19 protein-coding genes are annotated in these 18,185 nt (G+C 38.9%); 5 read left to right on the forward strand and 14 right to left on the reverse strand.

All coding sequences use genetic code 11. The annotated features are described in order from the left end of the window. The first annotated feature begins 11 nt into the window (after positions 1 to 11). Positions 12 to 521, forward strand: a complete 510-nt coding sequence (locus tag ACNKXV_RS10040; RefSeq protein WP_417907751.1) for an OmpH/Skp family outer membrane protein — start codon at positions 12 to 14, stop codon at positions 519 to 521. Positions 522 to 592: 71 nt separating this feature from the next. Next, complete coding sequence (murI, locus tag ACNKXV_RS10045; RefSeq protein ID WP_417907594.1) at positions 593 to 1,384, forward strand: glutamate racemase; 792 nt, start codon at positions 593 to 595, stop codon at positions 1,382 to 1,384. Here murI and ACNKXV_RS10050 read toward each other — a convergent pair. Continuing rightward, positions 1,381 to 2,358 (reverse strand): PorP/SprF family type IX secretion system membrane protein, encoded by a 978-nt coding sequence (locus tag ACNKXV_RS10050; protein ID WP_417907595.1) that lies wholly within the window; start codon positions 2,356 to 2,358, stop codon positions 1,381 to 1,383. The genes murI and ACNKXV_RS10050 overlap by 4 nt on opposite strands. Before the next feature lie 133 nt (positions 2,359 to 2,491). On the opposite strand from ACNKXV_RS10050, the gene ACNKXV_RS10055 reads away from it, so the two are divergent. From ACNKXV_RS10055 to ACNKXV_RS10065, 3 genes are all read left to right on the forward strand, one after another. Then, positions 2,492 to 3,406, forward strand: a complete 915-nt coding sequence (locus ACNKXV_RS10055; RefSeq protein WP_417907596.1) for a NifU family protein — start codon at positions 2,492 to 2,494, stop codon at positions 3,404 to 3,406. Between the two features lie 163 nt (positions 3,407 to 3,569). Continuing rightward, positions 3,570 to 5,609: a thioredoxin domain-containing protein gene (locus ACNKXV_RS10060; RefSeq protein ID WP_417907597.1), complete on the forward strand. Its 2,040-nt coding sequence runs from the start codon at positions 3,570 to 3,572 to the stop codon at positions 5,607 to 5,609. 70 nt (positions 5,610 to 5,679) lie between these two features. Beyond that, the gene (locus tag ACNKXV_RS10065; RefSeq protein WP_417907598.1) at positions 5,680 to 6,549 is read left to right on the forward strand and encodes a mechanosensitive ion channel family protein; all 870 of its coding nucleotides are present in this window, start codon (positions 5,680 to 5,682) and stop codon (positions 6,547 to 6,549) included. On the opposite strand, the gene tsaB is transcribed toward ACNKXV_RS10065, so the two are convergent. The 13 genes from tsaB to ACNKXV_RS10130 all read right to left on the reverse strand — a co-directional run. Further along, complete coding sequence (tsaB, locus tag ACNKXV_RS10070) at positions 6,546 to 7,205, reverse strand: tRNA (adenosine(37)-N6)-threonylcarbamoyltransferase complex dimerization subunit type 1 TsaB (protein WP_417907599.1); 660 nt, start codon at positions 7,203 to 7,205, stop codon at positions 6,546 to 6,548. The genes ACNKXV_RS10065 and tsaB overlap by 4 nt on opposite strands. 13 nt (positions 7,206 to 7,218) lie before the next feature. Continuing rightward, complete coding sequence (locus ACNKXV_RS10075) at positions 7,219 to 8,502, reverse strand: efflux RND transporter periplasmic adaptor subunit (RefSeq protein WP_417907600.1); 1,284 nt, start codon at positions 8,500 to 8,502, stop codon at positions 7,219 to 7,221. A 4-nt stretch (positions 8,503 to 8,506) separates the two neighbouring features. Further along, positions 8,507 to 9,943, reverse strand: a complete 1,437-nt coding sequence (locus ACNKXV_RS10080; RefSeq protein ID WP_417907601.1) for a TolC family protein — start codon at positions 9,941 to 9,943, stop codon at positions 8,507 to 8,509. A gap of 275 nt (positions 9,944 to 10,218) precedes the next feature. After that, the gene (locus tag ACNKXV_RS10085; protein ID WP_417907602.1) at positions 10,219 to 10,458 is read right to left on the reverse strand and encodes a hypothetical protein; all 240 of its coding nucleotides are present in this window, start codon (positions 10,456 to 10,458) and stop codon (positions 10,219 to 10,221) included. A gap of 44 nt (positions 10,459 to 10,502) precedes the next feature. Then, a complete protein-coding gene (locus ACNKXV_RS10090; RefSeq protein ID WP_417907603.1) occupies positions 10,503 to 11,042 on the reverse strand; it encodes a DUF420 domain-containing protein in 540 nt (179 codons plus the stop codon). After that, entirely contained in the window at positions 11,039 to 11,773 is a 735-nt protein-coding gene (locus ACNKXV_RS10095) for an SCO family protein (protein ID WP_417907604.1), read from the reverse strand. Before ACNKXV_RS10095 ends, ACNKXV_RS10090 begins: the two co-directional genes overlap by 4 nt. A 1-nt stretch (position 11,774) precedes the next feature. Further along, the gene (locus ACNKXV_RS10100) at positions 11,775 to 12,419 is read right to left on the reverse strand and encodes a hypothetical protein (RefSeq protein WP_417907605.1); all 645 of its coding nucleotides are present in this window, start codon (positions 12,417 to 12,419) and stop codon (positions 11,775 to 11,777) included. A gap of 84 nt (positions 12,420 to 12,503) precedes the next feature. Further along, positions 12,504 to 12,863 carry a cytochrome C oxidase subunit IV family protein gene (locus ACNKXV_RS10105; RefSeq protein WP_417907606.1) on the reverse strand — a complete coding sequence of 120 codons (360 nt, stop codon included), beginning with the start codon at positions 12,861 to 12,863 and terminating at the stop codon, positions 12,504 to 12,506. Between the two features lie 17 nt (positions 12,864 to 12,880). After that, the gene (locus ACNKXV_RS10110; RefSeq protein WP_417907607.1) at positions 12,881 to 13,861 is read right to left on the reverse strand and encodes a cytochrome c oxidase subunit 3; all 981 of its coding nucleotides are present in this window, start codon (positions 13,859 to 13,861) and stop codon (positions 12,881 to 12,883) included. Between the two features lie 45 nt (positions 13,862 to 13,906). Beyond that, a complete protein-coding gene (locus ACNKXV_RS10115) occupies positions 13,907 to 14,488 on the reverse strand; it encodes a cytochrome c oxidase subunit 3 (protein WP_417907608.1) in 582 nt (193 codons plus the stop codon). Next, positions 14,479 to 15,381, reverse strand: coding sequence for a heme o synthase (cyoE, locus tag ACNKXV_RS10120; RefSeq protein ID WP_417907609.1), 903 nt, complete (start codon positions 15,379 to 15,381; stop codon positions 14,479 to 14,481). Before cyoE ends, ACNKXV_RS10115 begins: the two co-directional genes overlap by 10 nt. Before the next feature lie 89 nt (positions 15,382 to 15,470). Further along, positions 15,471 to 17,588: a gliding motility protein RemB gene (locus ACNKXV_RS10125; RefSeq protein WP_417907610.1), complete on the reverse strand. Its 2,118-nt coding sequence runs from the start codon at positions 17,586 to 17,588 to the stop codon at positions 15,471 to 15,473. Positions 17,589 to 17,696: 108 nt separating this feature from the next. Beyond that, positions 17,697 to 18,185, reverse strand: a 489-nt coding sequence (locus ACNKXV_RS10130) for an energy transducer TonB (RefSeq protein ID WP_417907611.1), incomplete at its 5' end; no start/stop codon positions are given.

Raw genomic sequence — 18,185 nt, forward strand, 5'->3', positions numbered from 1 at the left:
CTACGATTACAATGAAACAATTCAGAACACTTTTTATAGCTTTAGCATTAATGATTGGCGCTACTGCTTTTACAAATGCGCAGTCCAAGGTTGCACACATCGCAACCCAGGAATTAGTACAGTCATTACCTGAGTATAAAAGCGCCATGGATCAGCTTCAAAAACTTGAAAAGACATATGATGCAGAGATAAAAGATATGCTATCTGAAGCTCAAAGCACCATGCAACGTTACGAAGCCGAAGCTAATACAAAGTCTGAAGAGGAAAACCAGAAGAGAGCTGCAGAATTACAGGCTGCTCAGAGAAGAATCCAGGAACACAGTGCAAAAGCGCGTCAGGATCTTCAAAAGAAGGAAACTGATCTTTTAAGACCAATTCTTGAGAAAGTTAGAAACTCAATTCAGAAAGTAGCCAGAGCAAAAGGTTATGACTATGTATTGGATTCTACTACCGGTACAGGAGTACTTTTGGCTGATGGTTATAACTTACTACCAGACGTAAAGAAAGAATTAGGAATGTAATATCATTCTTTTTTGAATAAATTGTTTAAACTGCGTACATACTTGTACGCAGTTTTTATTTTTACACAAATATGAATGACCCCAGACCCATAGGCATTTTTGATTCAGGCGTAGGAGGCACTTCTATATGGAAGGAGATCCACAGCCTGCTTCCAAATGAAAAGACGATCTATTTATCTGATAGTAAAAATGCGCCCTACGGCATCAAAACTCAGGAAGAGATTATCTCCCTTTCTGTAAAAAATACAGAAAAATTGCTTTCCATGGATTGCAAACTGGTGGTGGTAGCCTGTAATACGGCCACTACAAATGCCATTAAAGTACTCAGATCCACTTATCCCGTCCCTTTTATTGGAATTGAACCTGCGATAAAACCAGCGGCTTTAAAAAGCGCCAATAAGGCCATAGGAATACTGGCGACACGGGGAACACTTTCCAGTCAGCTTTTTGCAGAAACTTCAGAACTTTATACTAAGGACATCAATGTTATTGAAGTTGAAGGAAACGGACTGGTAGAACTTATAGAAGCCGGGAAAAAGGACTCTGAAGAAACACAAGAGTTTTTAAAGGATTTGCTAAAGCCGATGCTTGCCGCGAAAATAGATTATCTTGTTTTGGGCTGTAGCCACTACCCTTACCTGGTTCCTGCTCTCAGAAAAATTTTACCTGAAAATGTAGAGATAATCGATTCGGGTGAAGCAGTTGCCAGACAAACCAAATCGATTTTATTTAAATCGTCACTTCTTAACGGGACTGAAACTTATAAAGAACCTGAATTTTATACCAATACTTCTCCCAATGTGCTAAGGGAGATTATCAATGCCAATAAAAATGGTTATAAGGTTTCTACTTTGGAATTCTAATTATTGATCGCAGGACATTTACAATCGTATCTTTTCTTGCTCTCTCCAAAATTATAACCTAAAGTGATTTGATGGAAGCCACTATTGCTTAAAACAAGGGAGTTCAACTGGTAGCTGAAAGTATAACCAAACAGGAATCTATTATAATTCACCCCAAGGAAAGGCGTAAGATATCGAAGTTGTTCACTTTTCACCTCATCACCTGCAGAAGAATATTCTGAAGCATCAAAACTGTTTCGGTATGATAGCCCTCCCCATAATTTTCCATTATCCAATTGGTAATAGGCTTTTGCATTGAGATCTACAACTATTTCACTGGTGGCCTCCCTGGCCTGCAAAAGTATTGAAGGCTCATAACTCCAGTTACTGTTCCAGTCTAATTCAAAAACATAACCTGCAGAAAAAAGGTATTTCCGCATATTATCCGGAACCGCGTCAGAATAAAAGAGATCTCGTTTTACGGTAAGTATATTTTTTGCTGCAAAATGAAAATATAGGTCCCTCACGTAATATGAAATACCCACGTCCATATTAGCAAAAATATCTGACTGGCTCGCACCAATTATTGGATCAAAACGAGTGAATCCACTGGCATCAAGCCGGTGTTGCAGGATCCCTCCGCTAATTCCAAAAGAAAGCTGATTGAGATCTGCAGTACTTCTGGAAAACATAAGATGATAAGCAAAAGTACCATAGGCACCAATTTTGGAATAATTTCCGTTTTCATCACGAAAAATTATGCCACCCAAGCCAATTTTTTCACCAACTCGTCTATTATAACCAAAGGTCTGTAAGTTTGGAGCATCCTCCACGTCGAACCACTGGGTTCTTCCGGTAATTCGCAGCTGGTCAAAATTAGAAGCCCCTGCCATGGATGGATGAAGGAGGTATAGATTATCCACGAGATAATCTGAGTAAGTTGGAATGACCTCCTGGGCTTTAAGAGATAGCCCCTGTATTAAGAATATCGACACCAACAACCCGAAGCACCCCGAAAAATGTGTTGGCTTCCGCAAGAAGCCTTTCGTAAAAGCCCCAATTTTCATAAAGGCTATAAATATATGTATTAACCGTATTTTCTTTAGTATTTTTGCAAAAATTTTTGAGATGAAAGATTTCAATATCAACATAGTTCCAACAGGAACCCCATCAATTGTTAAGTTTGAAGCAGATAAGTTTCTTACCAGACATGAGAACTTTGAATTTAAGAATATAGATGAAGCTTCCAGGTCTCCCCTGGCTCAGCAATTATTCTATTTACCCTTTGTAAAGACAGTTTACATTGCCCAGAATTTTATTGCGATAGAGAAATATGATATCGTAGAATGGGCAGATGTAGAAAAAGAGGTAGCCGATCAAATTGAGACTTATTTGAATAAAGGCGGAGAGGTTATCAAACAAGAAGCTACCAGCTCCGGTAAAGTCCCGGTAACCGTGTACGCTGAAAGTACTCCGAATCCTGGAGTAATGAAGTTCGTAGCGAATAAAAAACTGGTAATTCAATCTGTAGAGTTCAAAAATATCGATGATGCCAAAGATGCGCCATTGGTTCAGAAATTATTTCACTTCCCATTCGTAAAAGAAGTATTTATAGATGAAAATTATATTTCCATCCAAAAATATGACATGGCCGACTGGAATGAGATCACCATGGAATTGCGTGAATTCATCCGTACTTATATTGAAGATGGAAATGAAGTTTTAAATGCAGACAGCATCGCTCCATCTGCGACTGAAACTGCCGAAGAGGAAAAAGCCAAACCGAGTTACGAAGATCTGGATGACACTTCACAGCAAATCGTAGCCATACTTGATGAATATATTAAACCTGCCGTAGCAAGTGACGGAGGGAACATATTATTCGACAGTTATAATGAAGAAAATAAAACGGTAAAAGTAATTCTACAGGGTGCCTGCAGCGGTTGCCCATCTTCTACCATGACCTTGAAGAGTGGGATTGAAACCATGCTAAGAGACATGCTTCGAGGAAAAGTTGAATACGTTGAGGCCGTTAACGGTTAAGAAACCTTCTTAGATAATTTAAAAATCCCTTTTTATAAAGGGATTTTTTGGTTTTAATCCTTATCTAATTCCCGGTTTATTCATAATGCCTAAGCGCAGTAAGGTTTTTAATGACTCACATTATTCGTATTTTAGGAGACACTTATAAATACCAGCCCACTAAATGGAAAACAATAAATCCAACGCCTTAATTAATGAAACCAGTCCTTATTTACTTCAGCATGCCTACAACCCGGTTGACTGGCATCCATGGAATGATGAGTCCCTGGATCTGCCTTTAAAGGAAAACAAACTTCTTTTAATAAGCGTGGGATATTCTGCCTGTCATTGGTGTCACGTAATGGAGCACGAAAGCTTTGAAGATCACGAAGTGGCAAAGGTGATGAACGCAAATTACATCAATATAAAAGTAGATCGTGAAGAAAGGCCAGATGTGGACCAGGTATACATGAATGCCGTACAGGTTATGACCGGTGCCGGTGGCTGGCCCATGAATATCGTAGCCCTCCCCGATGGCCGACCTGTTTGGGGCGGAACATATTTCCGGAAAGAACAATGGATAAATGCTCTTTCGCAGATATCCCATTTATATGAAACTCAGCCAGAGAAATTACTGGAGTATGCAGAAAAACTTGAAAAAGGATTACAACAGATCAATCTAATTGAACCTGCAGGAAGCAAGCAGAGTTTAGAGCCTTCGGTTTTTAAGGATATTATGGAGAACTGGAAAAGTTCTTTCGATCATAAAAATGGCGGTTATAACAGAAGTCCGAAGTTCATGATGCCCAACAATTATGATTTTCTCCTGAGATATGCTTACCAGACACAGGACCAGGAGTTACAGGAATATTGTAAACACACCTTTAACAAGATCTCCTGGGGCGGAGTTTTTGATCCTGTGGCCGGCGGATTCTCGAGGTATTCAGTTGATGAAAAGTGGCATGTTCCTCACTTTGAAAAAATGCTGTATGATAATGCACAGCTTGTGGAATCCTATGCCAGACTATATAAGCTTACAAAAGACGAATGGTATAAGGAAGTTGTAGAAAAGACGCTGAATTTTGTAAATAACGAACTCAGTGACGCTTCCGGAGCATTCTATTCTGCCTTAGATGCCGATAGTAAAAACGAGAAAGGTATTAGCGAGGAAGGCGCTTATTATGTATGGACCAAAGCTGAACTGGAAAAACTACTTGGAGAAGATTTCAGAATTTTCTCCACTTACTTCAATTTCAATTCCTTTGGAAAGTGGGAAGCCGGCAACTATGTATTAATTCGAACTCAGCCGAAGGAAGAGATAGCAGCCAGCCATGAAATTTCGGTTACAGAATTGAACGAAAAAATTGAAAACTGTTTAAATATTCTCGCTGCGCACAGGTCTAAAAGGGTAAAACCAGGCCTTGATGATAAGTCCCTTACCTCATGGAACGCTATGATGATAAGTGGATATTGTGAAGCCTACAAAGCATTTGGAAACAAAGAATACTTAGAGCGGGCTATTAAAGGAATCAAATTTATTGAGGAGCATCTTTGGCTGAACAACGACACTTTGCAGCATACTTATAAAAATGGTCGTAGCCATATCAACGGGTATCTGGAAGATTATGCTTTTGTGATCAAAGCCCTGCTGGATCTGTATGAAGCCAATTTCGACGAATTCTATCTTCAAAAAGCAGAGGAGCTATTTAAAATCGCAGAGCAGGACTTTTTAGATGAGGCTTCCGGATTATTTTATTTTACTTCAAGTAAGGACCGCAAACTGGTTACCAGGAATATTGAAATTAGTGACAATGTAATTCCTGCGTCAAATTCGGTCATGGCAAAAAACTATTATAGAATGGGCCAGTTAATGGCAAATATGGAGATGATCTCTGTTGCTGAAAATATGCTTGGAACCATTCTTCCAAAGATTTCAGAATACCCTCAATCCTATTCCAACTGGCTGGATCTACTGCTTAATTTTACCCATGACTTTTATGAAGTTGCTGTATCCGGTAAAAATTCGGTAAAAAAACTGGAAACTTTTCAAAGACAATATCTTCCCAATGTAATCCTTGCCGGAAGTTCAAAACCTTCAGAATTACCAATTTTGAAGCAGCGATACAAAGAAGGTGAAGATCTGATTTATATATGCACGATGGGCACCTGTTCTAAACCTATTATTTCAGAAGTCGAGGCTTTACAGCAACTTTCAGAAGTTTAACATAAATTAAACAACATTTAAGCTCTAATTTTTTAGAATAGGTTCCTTAATTAAAATCAAAAGAAAACAAATGGAAAAATTGGACAACTATGGCGAAATTGCCAAAGAGTATGCAAATAAGTTTATAGACTATTTGCCTACGCTCATTGGTGCTTTAGTTTTATTATTCGTGGGATTATGGGTTATTAAACTCTTCATCAAATACCTAAAAAAGCTATTTGACAAAGAGAATTTTGACCCAACTCTGGAAACTTTTACCATAAATGCTGCGAGCTGGGGATTGAAGATCTTATTGTTCGTGCTTGTAATTACTCAACTTGGAGTTGCAAGTGCCTCTCTGGTAGCTGCAATTGGTGCTGCAGGTCTGGCAATTGGTCTGGCGCTACAGGGATCATTGGCCAATCTTGCCGGTGGTGTGCTTATAATCGTTCTAAAACCATTTAAAGTTGGTGACTGGATCGAAGCTCAGGGAGTTTCTGGCGCGGTAGTAGAGATCTCGCTTTTCTATACCAAACTGGACACTTTCGGGAACCAGCGTGTGGTAATCCCAAATGGAGAGTTAAGTAATGATAACATCACCAACTATAGCTTTAATAAGACCAGAAAAGAGAACCTTACTTTTGGAATCTCTTATGATGATGATATCAAGAAGGCCAAAGAAGTTCTTACCAATATGGTGATGGAACAGGAAAAGATCCTGAAAGATCCCGCTCCGCAAATCATTGTTTCTGAACTTGGGGACAGCTCTGTAAACTTCTCTGTAAGATATATGGCAGAATTAGCAGATTTCTGGGATCTTCACTGGTATATGATAGAGGAAGGTAAGATAAGACTTGAAGAAGCAGGAATGACTATCCCTTATCCTCAGAGAGACGTTTATCTATACGACCAGACTAAAATGAATGGTACGGTAAGAGAAAAGAATATTGAAAGGTCTTAACCGGCTATAAAATCCTTTAAATAATAAGGCTCAAAATAAGCGACATCTTCGGTGTCGCTTTTTTTGTGTTTTAGTTCTGCGATTTCAGCCATTTCTACAGCTGAAGGAAAAACCTGCTCATGAAATACAGCATTTTCAGAAGAAATTATTTCCCTGAATTTCGCCACTCCATTCCCAATAAAATGAACCTTTGAATCTTTTAGATATTCTTCGAAAGAATTTTCATCAAGGATCTGTGCTTTGGTGTCTCTAATCTGATTCAATTGAGAATCATAAACGGCAGAATAGACTTCCATCCTTCTTGCATCCAACATAGAGATTAAAACTCCATCTTCACCCTTTAGTTTTCCTGCCAGCAAATCAAGTGTTGGTACAGAGATCAAAGGAATTTCCAGGGAGAAACACAGGCCTTTTGCGGCAGAGACTCCAATGCGCAAGCCGGTATAAGAACCCGGACCTTTGCTTACCGCAATGGCATGAAGATCACCGGTGGTTAGACCGGCTTCTTTTAATACCTCTTCGATAAATACATGGAGTTTCTCGGCATGAGAATATCCCTTGCTGTTATCTTCCTTTAAGGAAATAATCTTCCCGTCCTTCGCTAATCCTACAGAGCAATTAGTCGTGGCCGTCTCTAAACATAGAATGATCGCCAAAATCTATCAGGTTTTAATCCTCCGATTCTTCTTCTGAATCGGCTTTTTTAACTTCAATTTCATCTCCGGGATCCAGGCTTTTTGTAACAGTATTATAAGGTCCGGTGATCACAATATCCCCTGCCTTTAATCCTTTGGTGATCTCAATTTGAGAATCATCCTGTATGCCCGTTTCCACGACGCGAAGTTTAGCTTTTTGTCCCTCTTTTACAAATACACACTCAAATTTTTCATCATCACCTTTCACCGTACTTGTACCAAATTTTTTCTTAGTCGCCGTAGTATCACTTTTTATAACAATAGAGCTGATTGGCACCCCGATAACCTGAGTTCTTTTATTGGTAATAATATCCACCGTTGCCGTCATTCCCGGACGGAATGGCGAATAATTTTCTTTCTTCCCTTCCAGCAGGTCCTTATAGGATTCTTTTAGAATTCTAACTTTTACCTTAAAGTTGGTAACCTGATCTGTGGTAAGTTCGTTCTCGGCAGTATTGCTAATCTCGGTTACGATTCCACGGAATTCTTTCCCCAGGTAAGCATCCACCTCAACAATGGTTGAATCTCCCACAGCAACTTTTACAATATCATTTTCATTTACGTCAACTTCAACTTCCATGTTCTCAAGGTTGGCAACACGTAGAATTTCGGTTCCCGCCATTTGCTGCGTTCCAACAACTCTTTCACCCAATTCAGCATCAAGTTTGGAGATAGTTCCACTCATTGGCGCATAGATATTGGTTCTTCCTAGGTTGTCCTGAGCTTCGGTTACCGTAGCCGCACTACTTTGCATATTATAATATGCGGATTCCTTATTGGCCTGAGCCATCTCGTAATTGGAGATAATCCCATCCCATTCGGCTCTGGAAATAACTCCTTTCTCGAATAAAGTTTTGTTACGATTATAGTCTGCTTCGGCCTGCTTTAATCCCGCCATGGTTTGAGAATAATTCGCCTTGGCATTGCTATAGCTGGCTCTCGCACGCTGCACGTTGGACTGATAGATATCCGGATTCACTCTAACCAGAAGGTCCCCTTTTTGAACCGCCTGTCCTTCCACCACGGGTAATTCAATAATCTCTCCTGAAACTTCTGATGATAATTTCACTTCTACTTCCGGCTGAATTTTTCCCGTAGCAGAAACAGTTTCGGTAATATCAACAGGTTCGACTTTTGTAATTTCAACTTCTTTTACATTCGCTGAATTCCCAAACCATCCCGATTTTTTACCAATTACCAAAACAATAATTAAAACAAGGACGATCCCAAGGATGATGAAAAGTTTCTTTTTATTCATTTATCTAAAATTTTAATTCCCTCACAGGAATTCCAAAATAAAGTTCTACAACTTTTAGTTTAAAAATATAATCGTATTTAGCTCTAAGAGCCTCTCTTTGTGTATTCTCGAATCTGATCTTAGCCTGACTAAAATCGAATGCATTGGTCAATCCAACATTAAAACGTTCAGTAGCATATTCAAAGGCTTTCGATTGAGCTTCAGAAGCTACCAAGGCGGCCTCATAAGCTTCAAAGGCACCCTGAGCATCGATATAAGCCTGATAGACGTTTGCTTCCAGATCAAGCTCTGCCTGCTCCAGTTGATACTCTGCCCGCTTTACATTGATCTCACTTCTTTGCACCTGGTTTCTGGTGGCGAATCCGTTTAAAATTGGAATGTTCATTTGGAAACCATAACTAATCCCATCATTACGATATAATTGATCGATAAAAGGCAGCGGACTACCCAAAGTTGGAATCGTATTAGGAGCAACCACGATCTGTTCAGTAGCCTGAACCAGTCCTATTTGTCTTGTTGGCTCCTGTGGGTCCAGTACAGCTCCGGTAATCCTTCCCTGTCCTGTCTCACGGGTATTATAATTAAAGAATGCATTAAGAGTTGGATAATAAGCTCCTTTGGAAAGTACTACATCCTGCTCGGCAAGTTCTTTATTTGTTTGAGCGATCCGTATTTCAGATCTCGCTTCTTTTGCTTTTTCAATAACTTCTTCAGCCGAATTACTAAGGATCTCATTTCCAAAAACTGCATAGTCTCTGTCTACGATCTGGAAGTTCTCGTAATCTTTAATTCCCAAAGTTTGAGCAAGACCTATAAGTGAGATTTGAATTTGATTTCTGGCAATGATCATTTTCTGCTTTTCATCGGCAAGAGTAGCATTGATCTCCAGCAAATCACCTTGTGGCAACACACCTGCTTCCACCAGATCTTTGGTACGTTGCAACTGTTCTTTAGTTACCTCGTTCTGTGCCTGTAAAATTTCAAGATTTTGCTTACTAAAAAGAACCTGTAAATATGCATCGGCTACAAACAGGGCAATATCATCTTTCATCTTATCCAGAGAATATTGCGCAGCTAATTTAGAAAGCTTAGCTCTTTGTAATTGTTTAAAATTTCTCAACCCGTCAAACAAAGTGATCCCCGCGCTTACTCCTGTAGAGAAGTTACGAACGGTTTGATTTTGCAGGATCCCGGTGGTTATATTTTGAGTTAAACCGGTATTCCATGAATTGGATGCCTGAGCGTTGATCCCGGGAATAAAATTTCCAATGGCATCTTTTCTCTCAATGTCGGCCAGAGAAAGTTCCAGTTGCGTTTGTTTTACCTGAATGTTGTTTTCCAGTGCGTAGTTCACACATTCTTCAAGTGTCCACTCTTTTTCCTGCGCCTGTAACTGCACGCCGAAAAAGATTAGTAAGATTAAAAAGCTATAATTCTTCATAATATAATTCTGTATGATATGTCTTGAAAAGACATAGGTTGTTACACCCCCGGAGAAAAATTATAGTTTTTACCCCCTATTTTTATAACGAAAAGAAGGATTGATATTCTTAAAATTAGAGGATGATTAGAAAATTTTTTCGTCCATAAAAGTTAGTCAGGCATTCGATTAGCATCCTAACCCTGAAAAATTCTGGAATCTAAAAGAAGAAGTTTTTTAAGACCTATAAAGGTCACTTGGTAAATTCTGAAAACAGAAAAGACTATTGAGAAGAACTAATTTTCAGAAGGATTGGTTTTCCTTTTCTTCCGGGAGCGGTAAATAAAATAGCCTATCCCGCCAATTAACAGGTAAGGGAAAACCATCAGGTACAATATTCCGTCATTGATTCCCTTGGCCGCACTTTGATCGGCTTCACTTTCCAGCACCGCACGACACATAGAGCATTGTGCTTCCGCAGTATCAGGAAGCATCAACATTAAAAGGATGAATATGATTAAAAATCTCTTTTTCATTTCGAAATCAAATTCGGCATTGAATTTTCAATCCCCAAGCGTTTCTAATAATACGGCATCATAAATAAAAATACCAATACCCCTGTGATAGCCACATAGAACCAGATTGGGAATGTCCATTTGGCAATGGCAGCATGTTTATCATACTCTCCGCTTAAACCTCTGTACATGGTAAATAACACCAAAGGAACAATGATCGCTGATAGCACAATATGAGTAATAAGGATAAAGAAATAGATATATCTCATGATGCCTTCACCTCCATAAGGAACCGGCTCATTGCTTATCTTGGAAAGCACATAGCTTATAAGGAAGATCACAGAAAGTCCAAATGCCGAGATCATGGTATTTCTATGCTCTACATATCGCTCTGCCTGCATAAAATAGAATCCTATGATTAGCAGAATAGAGGTCATAAAATTCAAAATTCCATGAAATAACGGAAATGCCATAGTGGAAGTTCCTAGGAAATTATAACGTTCCGGCAAAAGCATTAGGATAAGCACGATTACGGGAACAGCAATAGACAGACCAATAATAACCGGTACTGCAACCTTATCCTGACTGTTTATGAGCTTTTTCAAAGTAGTTTATTTATATCCTCAATTAAAATATCTATTTGCGGTCCTTCCTCACCGGCGGCCACTCTTTTATTTCTTTCTACAGAACCTCTGTAGTAAATCAACGGATTCCCGAATTGATCTGTTCTCGATCTAATATAACCTTCTTTATCTATAAGTGCAAACATCCCCTGGTGTGCAAATCCTCCCGCTGCATTAGCGTCTTCTTCAGCGTAAATTCCAAAACCCTTATTAGCCAGTTCGTAGATTTTTTCTCCATCACCAGTCATCAAATGCCAGTTATCTGAAGTGATTCCGTAGTTTTTAGCATATTCAGTAAGAACTTCAGGAGTATCATGTGCAGGATCTATCGTAAAAGAAGCGATCCCGAAATCTTCAGAAGCTTTAAACTGATTTTGAACCTCTACCAAATTTTTATTCATGATAGGGCAAATGGTAGGACAGGTAGTAAAAAAGAATTCTACCAGATAAACTTTGCCTTTATAATCTTCATTGGAAATGGTATCTCCATGCTGATCTATAAACTCAAATTCCGGTGCTTTTTTTCTTTCCCCATCCAGCTCCAGATAGGCCAATGGCTCTCCGGTATTTTTTTTAGTCTTTTCGCTAACGGAGTTAAGCCTGTTAGACGAAACTACTTCTTCACTACTTATCCGGTCAACGATCTTGGGAATAAACAATATTCCAAAAATCAGAATAACCAGAGAAATACCTATGTATGAATAATTCTTCAACTTAAGATCTGTTTTTACGATTATTACGTTTTAAAGCCAGCCTGTATTCCGCAAGGATCACTTTAACATCGTCATTCATTTTATTATTAAGCTCTGCCACATCACGGGAATCATACCCATATATCATTCCGTGACTTTCATCATCATCTCTTCCTCTTAGATTCCTGTCCTTATCAATTATATAGACATATGGAGAATAGCTGTTTTGATCCAGTTTATGAGGCGTTTCAAAACTTGAGAACACAGAATCTATCATTTTAGAAGAACCATAAGCGATCTTCCATTTTGAAGATTCACTTATCTTTTTGAACTCTTCTACAAAAGCTGTGGTTTCCTCTTTGGTCTCAGAAGGTAAAACCAGGACGAATTGAAAATCATTAAAGCTGTAATACTTTTCAAGGATCTTCTTATCAAGATTAAAAGTGTTTCCTTTTATCTTTTCAAGATCTGAACCAAAAAAGGCTACAACGCTAATATGTTCATCGAAGGTAAGAAGGCTGTCGGTATTGGTCTCGAAAGCTGTTATATCCTCAACCTTTTCGGTAAGGATGGGTAATTTGGCAAAGTTGTTCTTTCCAGAAGCAAAAAACAGATATGCCGTAATGGGTAGTGCAAATAAAATCCCGAGTACCAGAAATTTTTTCATAACTGAAAATCCACAATTACTATGGGCTACAAAAATAAAAAGACGGTTTCATAAAACCGTCTTTTCCTGTGCATTTAACTTTTACTAGAAATCCCAGGCTACATGACCGGAATCATAAACGTCGTATATATATCCACCTTCAGTCAAAAGAATAAAGATCAAATAACTGATTAGGAAAATTCCCGTCCAAACAATAGAACGTCTTAAACCTTTAGTTTCATGCTCTAGGTGCATGAACGCCCAGGCGATATAATATGCTTTATAAATAGTAAGGATAATGAATATCCAGTTAAGAAGTCTCATCCCAATGAACATGGTATGAGTTAAAAATTCAGGTTTTATAATTCCCAGTATTACTTCAGCAATAGTTACAATTGAAAGTATTGCGAAAACCGTCCAGATCCTTTTAGTTGCAGATCCATGGTGTGTTGTATCGTGAGCCATAATAATTTATTTCAGAATTAAACCAGGTAAAAGAATGTGAATACAAATACCCAAACCAAGTCTACAAAGTGCCAGTAAAGACCAACCTTTTCTACCATTTCATAACTTCCTCTTCGCTCGTAAGTTCCTATGATCACATTAAAGAAAATAATGATATTGATTATAATTCCTGAAAGAACGTGGAAACCGTGGAATCCTGTAATAAAGAAAAAGAAGTCTGCGAATAATGGGTGACCATACTCATTTTGAGTAAGGTTAGCACCTTCTATAGTTCCTATTGCTTCCCTATTAAGTTTGGCAATGGATTCATCTCTTGAAAGTATGGTTTTCTCTCCGTCTTCAGTAAGCTCTTGAGTTCTGATAAAAAGATTATCATTTGCAGCAAAACCTGCTTTGATCTCGTCAAGACTATATGTAGGCAATCCTTCACCGGAATCAAACCAGATACCATTGTTAGCCTCATGTTCAACTCTCTCACCAGGAATTGAAACAGCCACATCGCTTAAAGCGACTCTATGACCATCTGCATCGATAAACTGAAGAATGTTACCACCTTTTGTGGTTACCGCTCCATAAGTTCCGTTTATAAAATTTTTCCATTCCCATGCCTGAGAACCAACGAAAATAATTCCTCCAATAATGGTAAGGAACATATAAATGGTCACTTTACCTTTTTTCATATGGTGACCGGCATCCACTGCCAATACCATAGTTACAGAAGAAAAGATAAGAATAAAGGTCATCAACGCCACATAATACATAGGAGCATCTACTCCATGTAAAAATGGGAAGTGATTAAATACCTCATCAGCGATTGGCCATGAATCGATGTACTTGAATCTTGAAAAACCATAAGCGGCAAGAAATCCTGAAAATGTTAAAGCATCAGAAAGGATGAAGAACCACATCATCATTTTTCCGTAACTTGCTTTTAGTGGATCGTTACCACCACCCCAGGTTTTTCCTTCAGTGCCTGTTCTAACAACAGTAGCCTCCATAGAAGTGTTTTAATGTTAAAGGATGCGCAAAAATACGCATTTTTATTATCTAAAGAAATATAAAAATAAAATCAGGTAAATCCACAGGATATCCACAAAGTGCCAGAAAGTTGCACCAAGCTCAAATCCAAGCATTTGCCCCGCGTTATAGCGTTGTTTAAAATGGTTATAAATTAACACCAAAAGCACTATGATTCCTATAACCAGGTGGGCTAAATGGGTCAATACCAACACATAAATAAAGGATGTCGTGATCGTGCTTTCGCTACCGGTAAAATAATAACCTTGGCTAACAATTTCAGAAAAGCTATAAAACTGGAAAACCACGAATAAAATTGCCAGAATAAGAGTTCCAATTAGAAGAGAAGTGGCATTCCTGCGATTCCCCTTTCTAATCATTTTCTTACTCATGATCAAAGTAACACTACTTGCTACCATCACCAGTGTACTCCAAAGAAAGGAAACCGGCAGTTCAAAATTGGTCAGCCAGTCCGGTCTGTTCTTACTTACCACATAAGCACTGGTCAATCCGGCAAAGGTCATGGCCATGCTTATAATCCCGAACCACAGCATCATCTTTTTAGCTCTGGCTTGTTTAGCTCTATCTGAGCCCTGTGTTAAATCCATTCTCGTATAAATTTATCAAGTACATATACTATTTGAAGGAGCGTGATATATGAAACGCTCGCAAACATCAATTTTTTCGCAGCTCCTGCTGTCTTCTCCTTAAAAAGCCTGATCGCATAATACAGCATCCCCAGCCCCAATAAGAAAATTATAACTCCAGACACCGGAGTAAGGAATAATTTCCCGGTAACTCCAAAAACAGGAATCAAAGAAACCATAATAGTCCAGCAAGTGTATAGCACAATTTGAATTGCAGTCCCCTTATCCCGTTTCCCGGTAGGCAACATAAAGAATCCACCTTTTTTATAATCGTCAAACAACCACCAGCCTATTGCCCAGAAATGAGGGAATTGCCAGAAGAACTGGATCATAAACAATGTTCCCGGTTCTATGCTGAATTTCCCGGTTGCGGCAACCCAGCCAAGCATAAAAGGAATGGCTCCCGGAAAAGCTCCAACAAATACAGAAAGCGGAGTTTTGGTTTTTAAGGGAGTATAAAGGCTTACATACATAAAAATGCTTATCGCCCCAAACATGGCTGTTTTAGGATTGATTATATACAATACAACCAAACCAAGAACTGTGAATATACTTGCAATAGTAAAGGCAGTAGTAACCGTCATCCTACCTGCAGGCAGCGGACGGTTTTTTGTACGGTCCATCAATGCATCCAGATTTCTTTCGATGATCTGGTTATAGGCATTAGAAGCTCCAACCATCAGGTATCCCCCAACAGCCAGCAAAGTAACCACTACAAAATCTATATTATCTGCTCCCAGAAAATAACCCGCCACAGAGGAAAAGACCACACTTATGGCAAGTCTCATTTTGGTAATTTCCTTGAAATCTGAAAGTATGGAAGCGTTTGGATTATGTACGCGAGTGCTGCTCAAAAAGCTATTTTTTTAACTTCGGCAAAGATACTCCTTAATTAGGTTTTGGCAAGGATGGCAAGATGTTAATTTTCAGGCGTCAAAAATCCTTAATAATCGAAATACCAATTAAAGATATCTGTCCTTAATCCGAAGTTAATCCAGGTGGTGGAATTTTCGAAATTCGCCACAGTTTTGGCCTGCGGATTAAAATCCCGGTAAATGAAACTCGCAAAAAGCTTAAGATTGGTAGCCGGATTCACCAGATAACCCGCTTCAAGCTCAGAATAAAATGAATTGGTCGTATTCCCCTGGCCAATTTTTACACCGCTTTCGAAAGCTCTATCCTCTTCAGTTCTATAAATATCCTGACCATAATACTCCCCGGTTTCACTAAAATCAAAACCTCTTTTCCCGTAGATGAATTTAGTACTCCCAAACCATCTACCCTGTTTATACCTCGCGATCCCAATAAATTCCCTGAAATTGGCTCCCCATAAATGCGCCATGGATTGATTGTTATGACCATAGTTAAGAGTGATGGAGTTATGGGAATAGGTATATGGGCGAACCTGATTATATTCTGCCTGCAGATAAAGATCATCCACGCCAAAAGCATTGAAATATTTTAACCCTAACTGAAAGCCGAGTTTATTTTTCCAGCTACCTTCTCCACCAAAAACATCTGTAGAAGAAAACTCATCTATAAGCCACTGCCCATAGGTGTACATTTGATTCGAGATCTTGTATTTCCCCGTTAGACCAATAATTGCATTCCCACCATCAGCCCCGGTGGCGAATTCGATAGCCCGGTAGAAGATCACTGGATTAAGATAATTTAGGTCTATTCCCCGCTCATTATCATTCTCCCACATCACCGATTCAAAAAAGCCAAGATTCAACCTTTTTGATACGTTCCAGCTTAAATAATGATTGGCGATATATTTAGTTCGGAAGGATCCACTATTTGTCACGGCAGGCCGAACATCCCTAAGCGACATCCAGGTATTGGTGTATTTAATCTTCCAGAATTGAGTATTCAGTTTTAAATATGGATAAGGAGAAGGGTTATCACTTAACAATAGCGACCTGTAACCATCCCCAATAAAATTATTCCCATGTCCAAACTGGATATTTATAAATTCTGAAGGCGTAAAGGACAGGTATCCTTCAGCTACCGGATAATCATACCCATCATTCATAAAAGTCTTGGCAATCCCTCTTCCCGGGATTATAGCAGGATCACCTCCGGCCGGGCGAATAGATTCAGCAAAGTCATTATAATACTGAGCAAATCTTCCCTGGTTCTCAAAGATCACCGAATAGAAATTGAACTTTTTCCCCAGGCCACCCTGAATGATCAGCTCCCGGGTATTATTATATGTCAACTCATATTCAGTTTGCTGGAAGTCTTTCCCTATATGAAGATCAAACCCAGGATCTATGGTAAACCAATAATCCTCTGTTTGAAATCTTACTAAATGCTCATTCCATAATTTACGGCCGACATAGGTATTTCTATCCTGCATCAATTCCTTCCTGTTCGCCTCAAAATCGTAATAAGGATTTACTTCACTATACATCAAAGGTTTTACGGCAGAATGAGAATTAAGACCTATTTCATTAATCTGAGCATCGAACCTGCTGTAATATTCGTGAGATAACGGAATGTTTATCTGGCTACTAAAGCGAGGCTGAGTGAAATCATCACTTTTGATTCTTTCATATTCACTCAATTCATTTGGTTCTAAAGCCACAACCTCATTTTCCTTTTCCTTTAGTACCAACTGCTCCTTTTCTTCTACCGGCTGAATACTAACCATTGTAGCCATTGGTATTTTTAAAGGCATCCTGAATTGCATATGGATAGGCCTCCCATTGTAGGTTGCAGGTTTTAAAACAGGCAGGGCATCAAAGACCCTTGTAATTTCCTCCTTAAGTTCTTCATAAGCTGAATCCATATAGATAAGCTGAAACTTACCTTCTTCATCTACTTCAAAAATAATGGTCACCTGGCCTGAATAATTTTCTTCGGCAACCACCGGTGGCATATTAAAATTCGATTTTATAAAGGAGATCAGGGTTTTATTAAAACACTGTGCTTGCTGCGCATATTCGATATTGGAACATTCGTCAAATTCCGGATAAACTTCAGAGGAGGCATTAACATCCTGAGCAAAGGTTTTAAAACTAAATACGGTAAAAACAAGAAGTAAGATATACTTCATAAACTTGGAAGCAGTTGATTGACGCATGTAATATACATAAATAGGAATTACCCAAAAATAAAAAATCCCGACAGATGTCGGGATTTATATATTCTATAAAGATCTTTATTAATCCTGTACCTTGAAAGCAATTGGAAGCGAGTACATAACTCCTACCGGCTTACCACGTTGTCTCCCTGGCTTCATCTTAGGCAGATTATTGATAACTCTTGCAGCTTCCTGCTCAAGTCTTGGGTGTGGAGCACGAGCTCTAACCTGACCAATATTACCTTTTTCATCAATTCTAAACTGAACGATCACACGGTTGATCCCGGTTAGTCCAAGTTCAGCTCCAAGATCTGTATCGAACTCTTTGTTCACATACTTACTGATCTTTTCACTCATACATTTCTTACGCTGATCGTTGTTGCTAAGATTTTCACATCCTGGGAAAATCGGCACATCTTCAATTACCGCAAATGGAACGTCTGCTACTTCTTCGTCTTCCGGCGCCTCAACAACTTCTTCTACTTCTACGATCTCATCAAGATTAGTCTCAGTAGACTGGATTTCATCCTCTTCTACTTCCTCTTCATCTTCCACAACTTCAATTACCTC

It is taken from the genome of Christiangramia aquimixticola, assembly GCF_048285835.1.
GTDB lineage: Bacteria > Bacteroidota > Bacteroidia > Flavobacteriales > Flavobacteriaceae > Christiangramia > Christiangramia aquimixticola.

What these genes read in the sequence shown, in the direction of transcription:
- ACNKXV_RS10040 (WP_417907751.1), top strand. Translation starts at nt 12, where the DNA reads ATGAAACAATTCAGAACACTTTTTATAGCTTTAGCATTAATGATTGGC.
- murI (WP_417907594.1), top strand. Translation starts at nt 593, where the DNA reads ATGAATGACCCCAGACCCATAGGCATTTTTGATTCAGGCGTAGGAGGC.
- ACNKXV_RS10055 (WP_417907596.1), top strand. Translation starts at nt 2,492, where the DNA reads ATGAAAGATTTCAATATCAACATAGTTCCAACAGGAACCCCATCAATT.
- ACNKXV_RS10060 (WP_417907597.1), top strand. Translation starts at nt 3,570, where the DNA reads ATGGAAAACAATAAATCCAACGCCTTAATTAATGAAACCAGTCCTTAT.
- ACNKXV_RS10065 (WP_417907598.1), top strand. Translation starts at nt 5,680, where the DNA reads ATGGAAAAATTGGACAACTATGGCGAAATTGCCAAAGAGTATGCAAAT.
- ACNKXV_RS10075 (WP_417907600.1), bottom strand. Translation starts at nt 8,502, where the DNA reads ATGAATAAAAAGAAACTTTTCATCATCCTTGGGATCGTCCTTGTTTTA.
- ACNKXV_RS10080 (WP_417907601.1), bottom strand. Translation starts at nt 9,943, where the DNA reads ATGAAGAATTATAGCTTTTTAATCTTACTAATCTTTTTCGGCGTGCAG.
- ACNKXV_RS10085 (WP_417907602.1), bottom strand. Translation starts at nt 10,458, where the DNA reads ATGAAAAAGAGATTTTTAATCATATTCATCCTTTTAATGTTGATGCTT.
- ACNKXV_RS10100 (WP_417907605.1), bottom strand. Translation starts at nt 12,419, where the DNA reads ATGAAAAAATTTCTGGTACTCGGGATTTTATTTGCACTACCCATTACG.
- ACNKXV_RS10105 (WP_417907606.1), bottom strand. Translation starts at nt 12,863, where the DNA reads ATGGCTCACGATACAACACACCATGGATCTGCAACTAAAAGGATCTGG.
- ACNKXV_RS10110 (WP_417907607.1), bottom strand. Translation starts at nt 13,861, where the DNA reads ATGGAGGCTACTGTTGTTAGAACAGGCACTGAAGGAAAAACCTGGGGT.
- ACNKXV_RS10115 (WP_417907608.1), bottom strand. Translation starts at nt 14,488, where the DNA reads ATGGATTTAACACAGGGCTCAGATAGAGCTAAACAAGCCAGAGCTAAA.
- ACNKXV_RS10125 (WP_417907610.1), bottom strand. Translation starts at nt 17,588, where the DNA reads ATGAAGTATATCTTACTTCTTGTTTTTACCGTATTTAGTTTTAAAACC.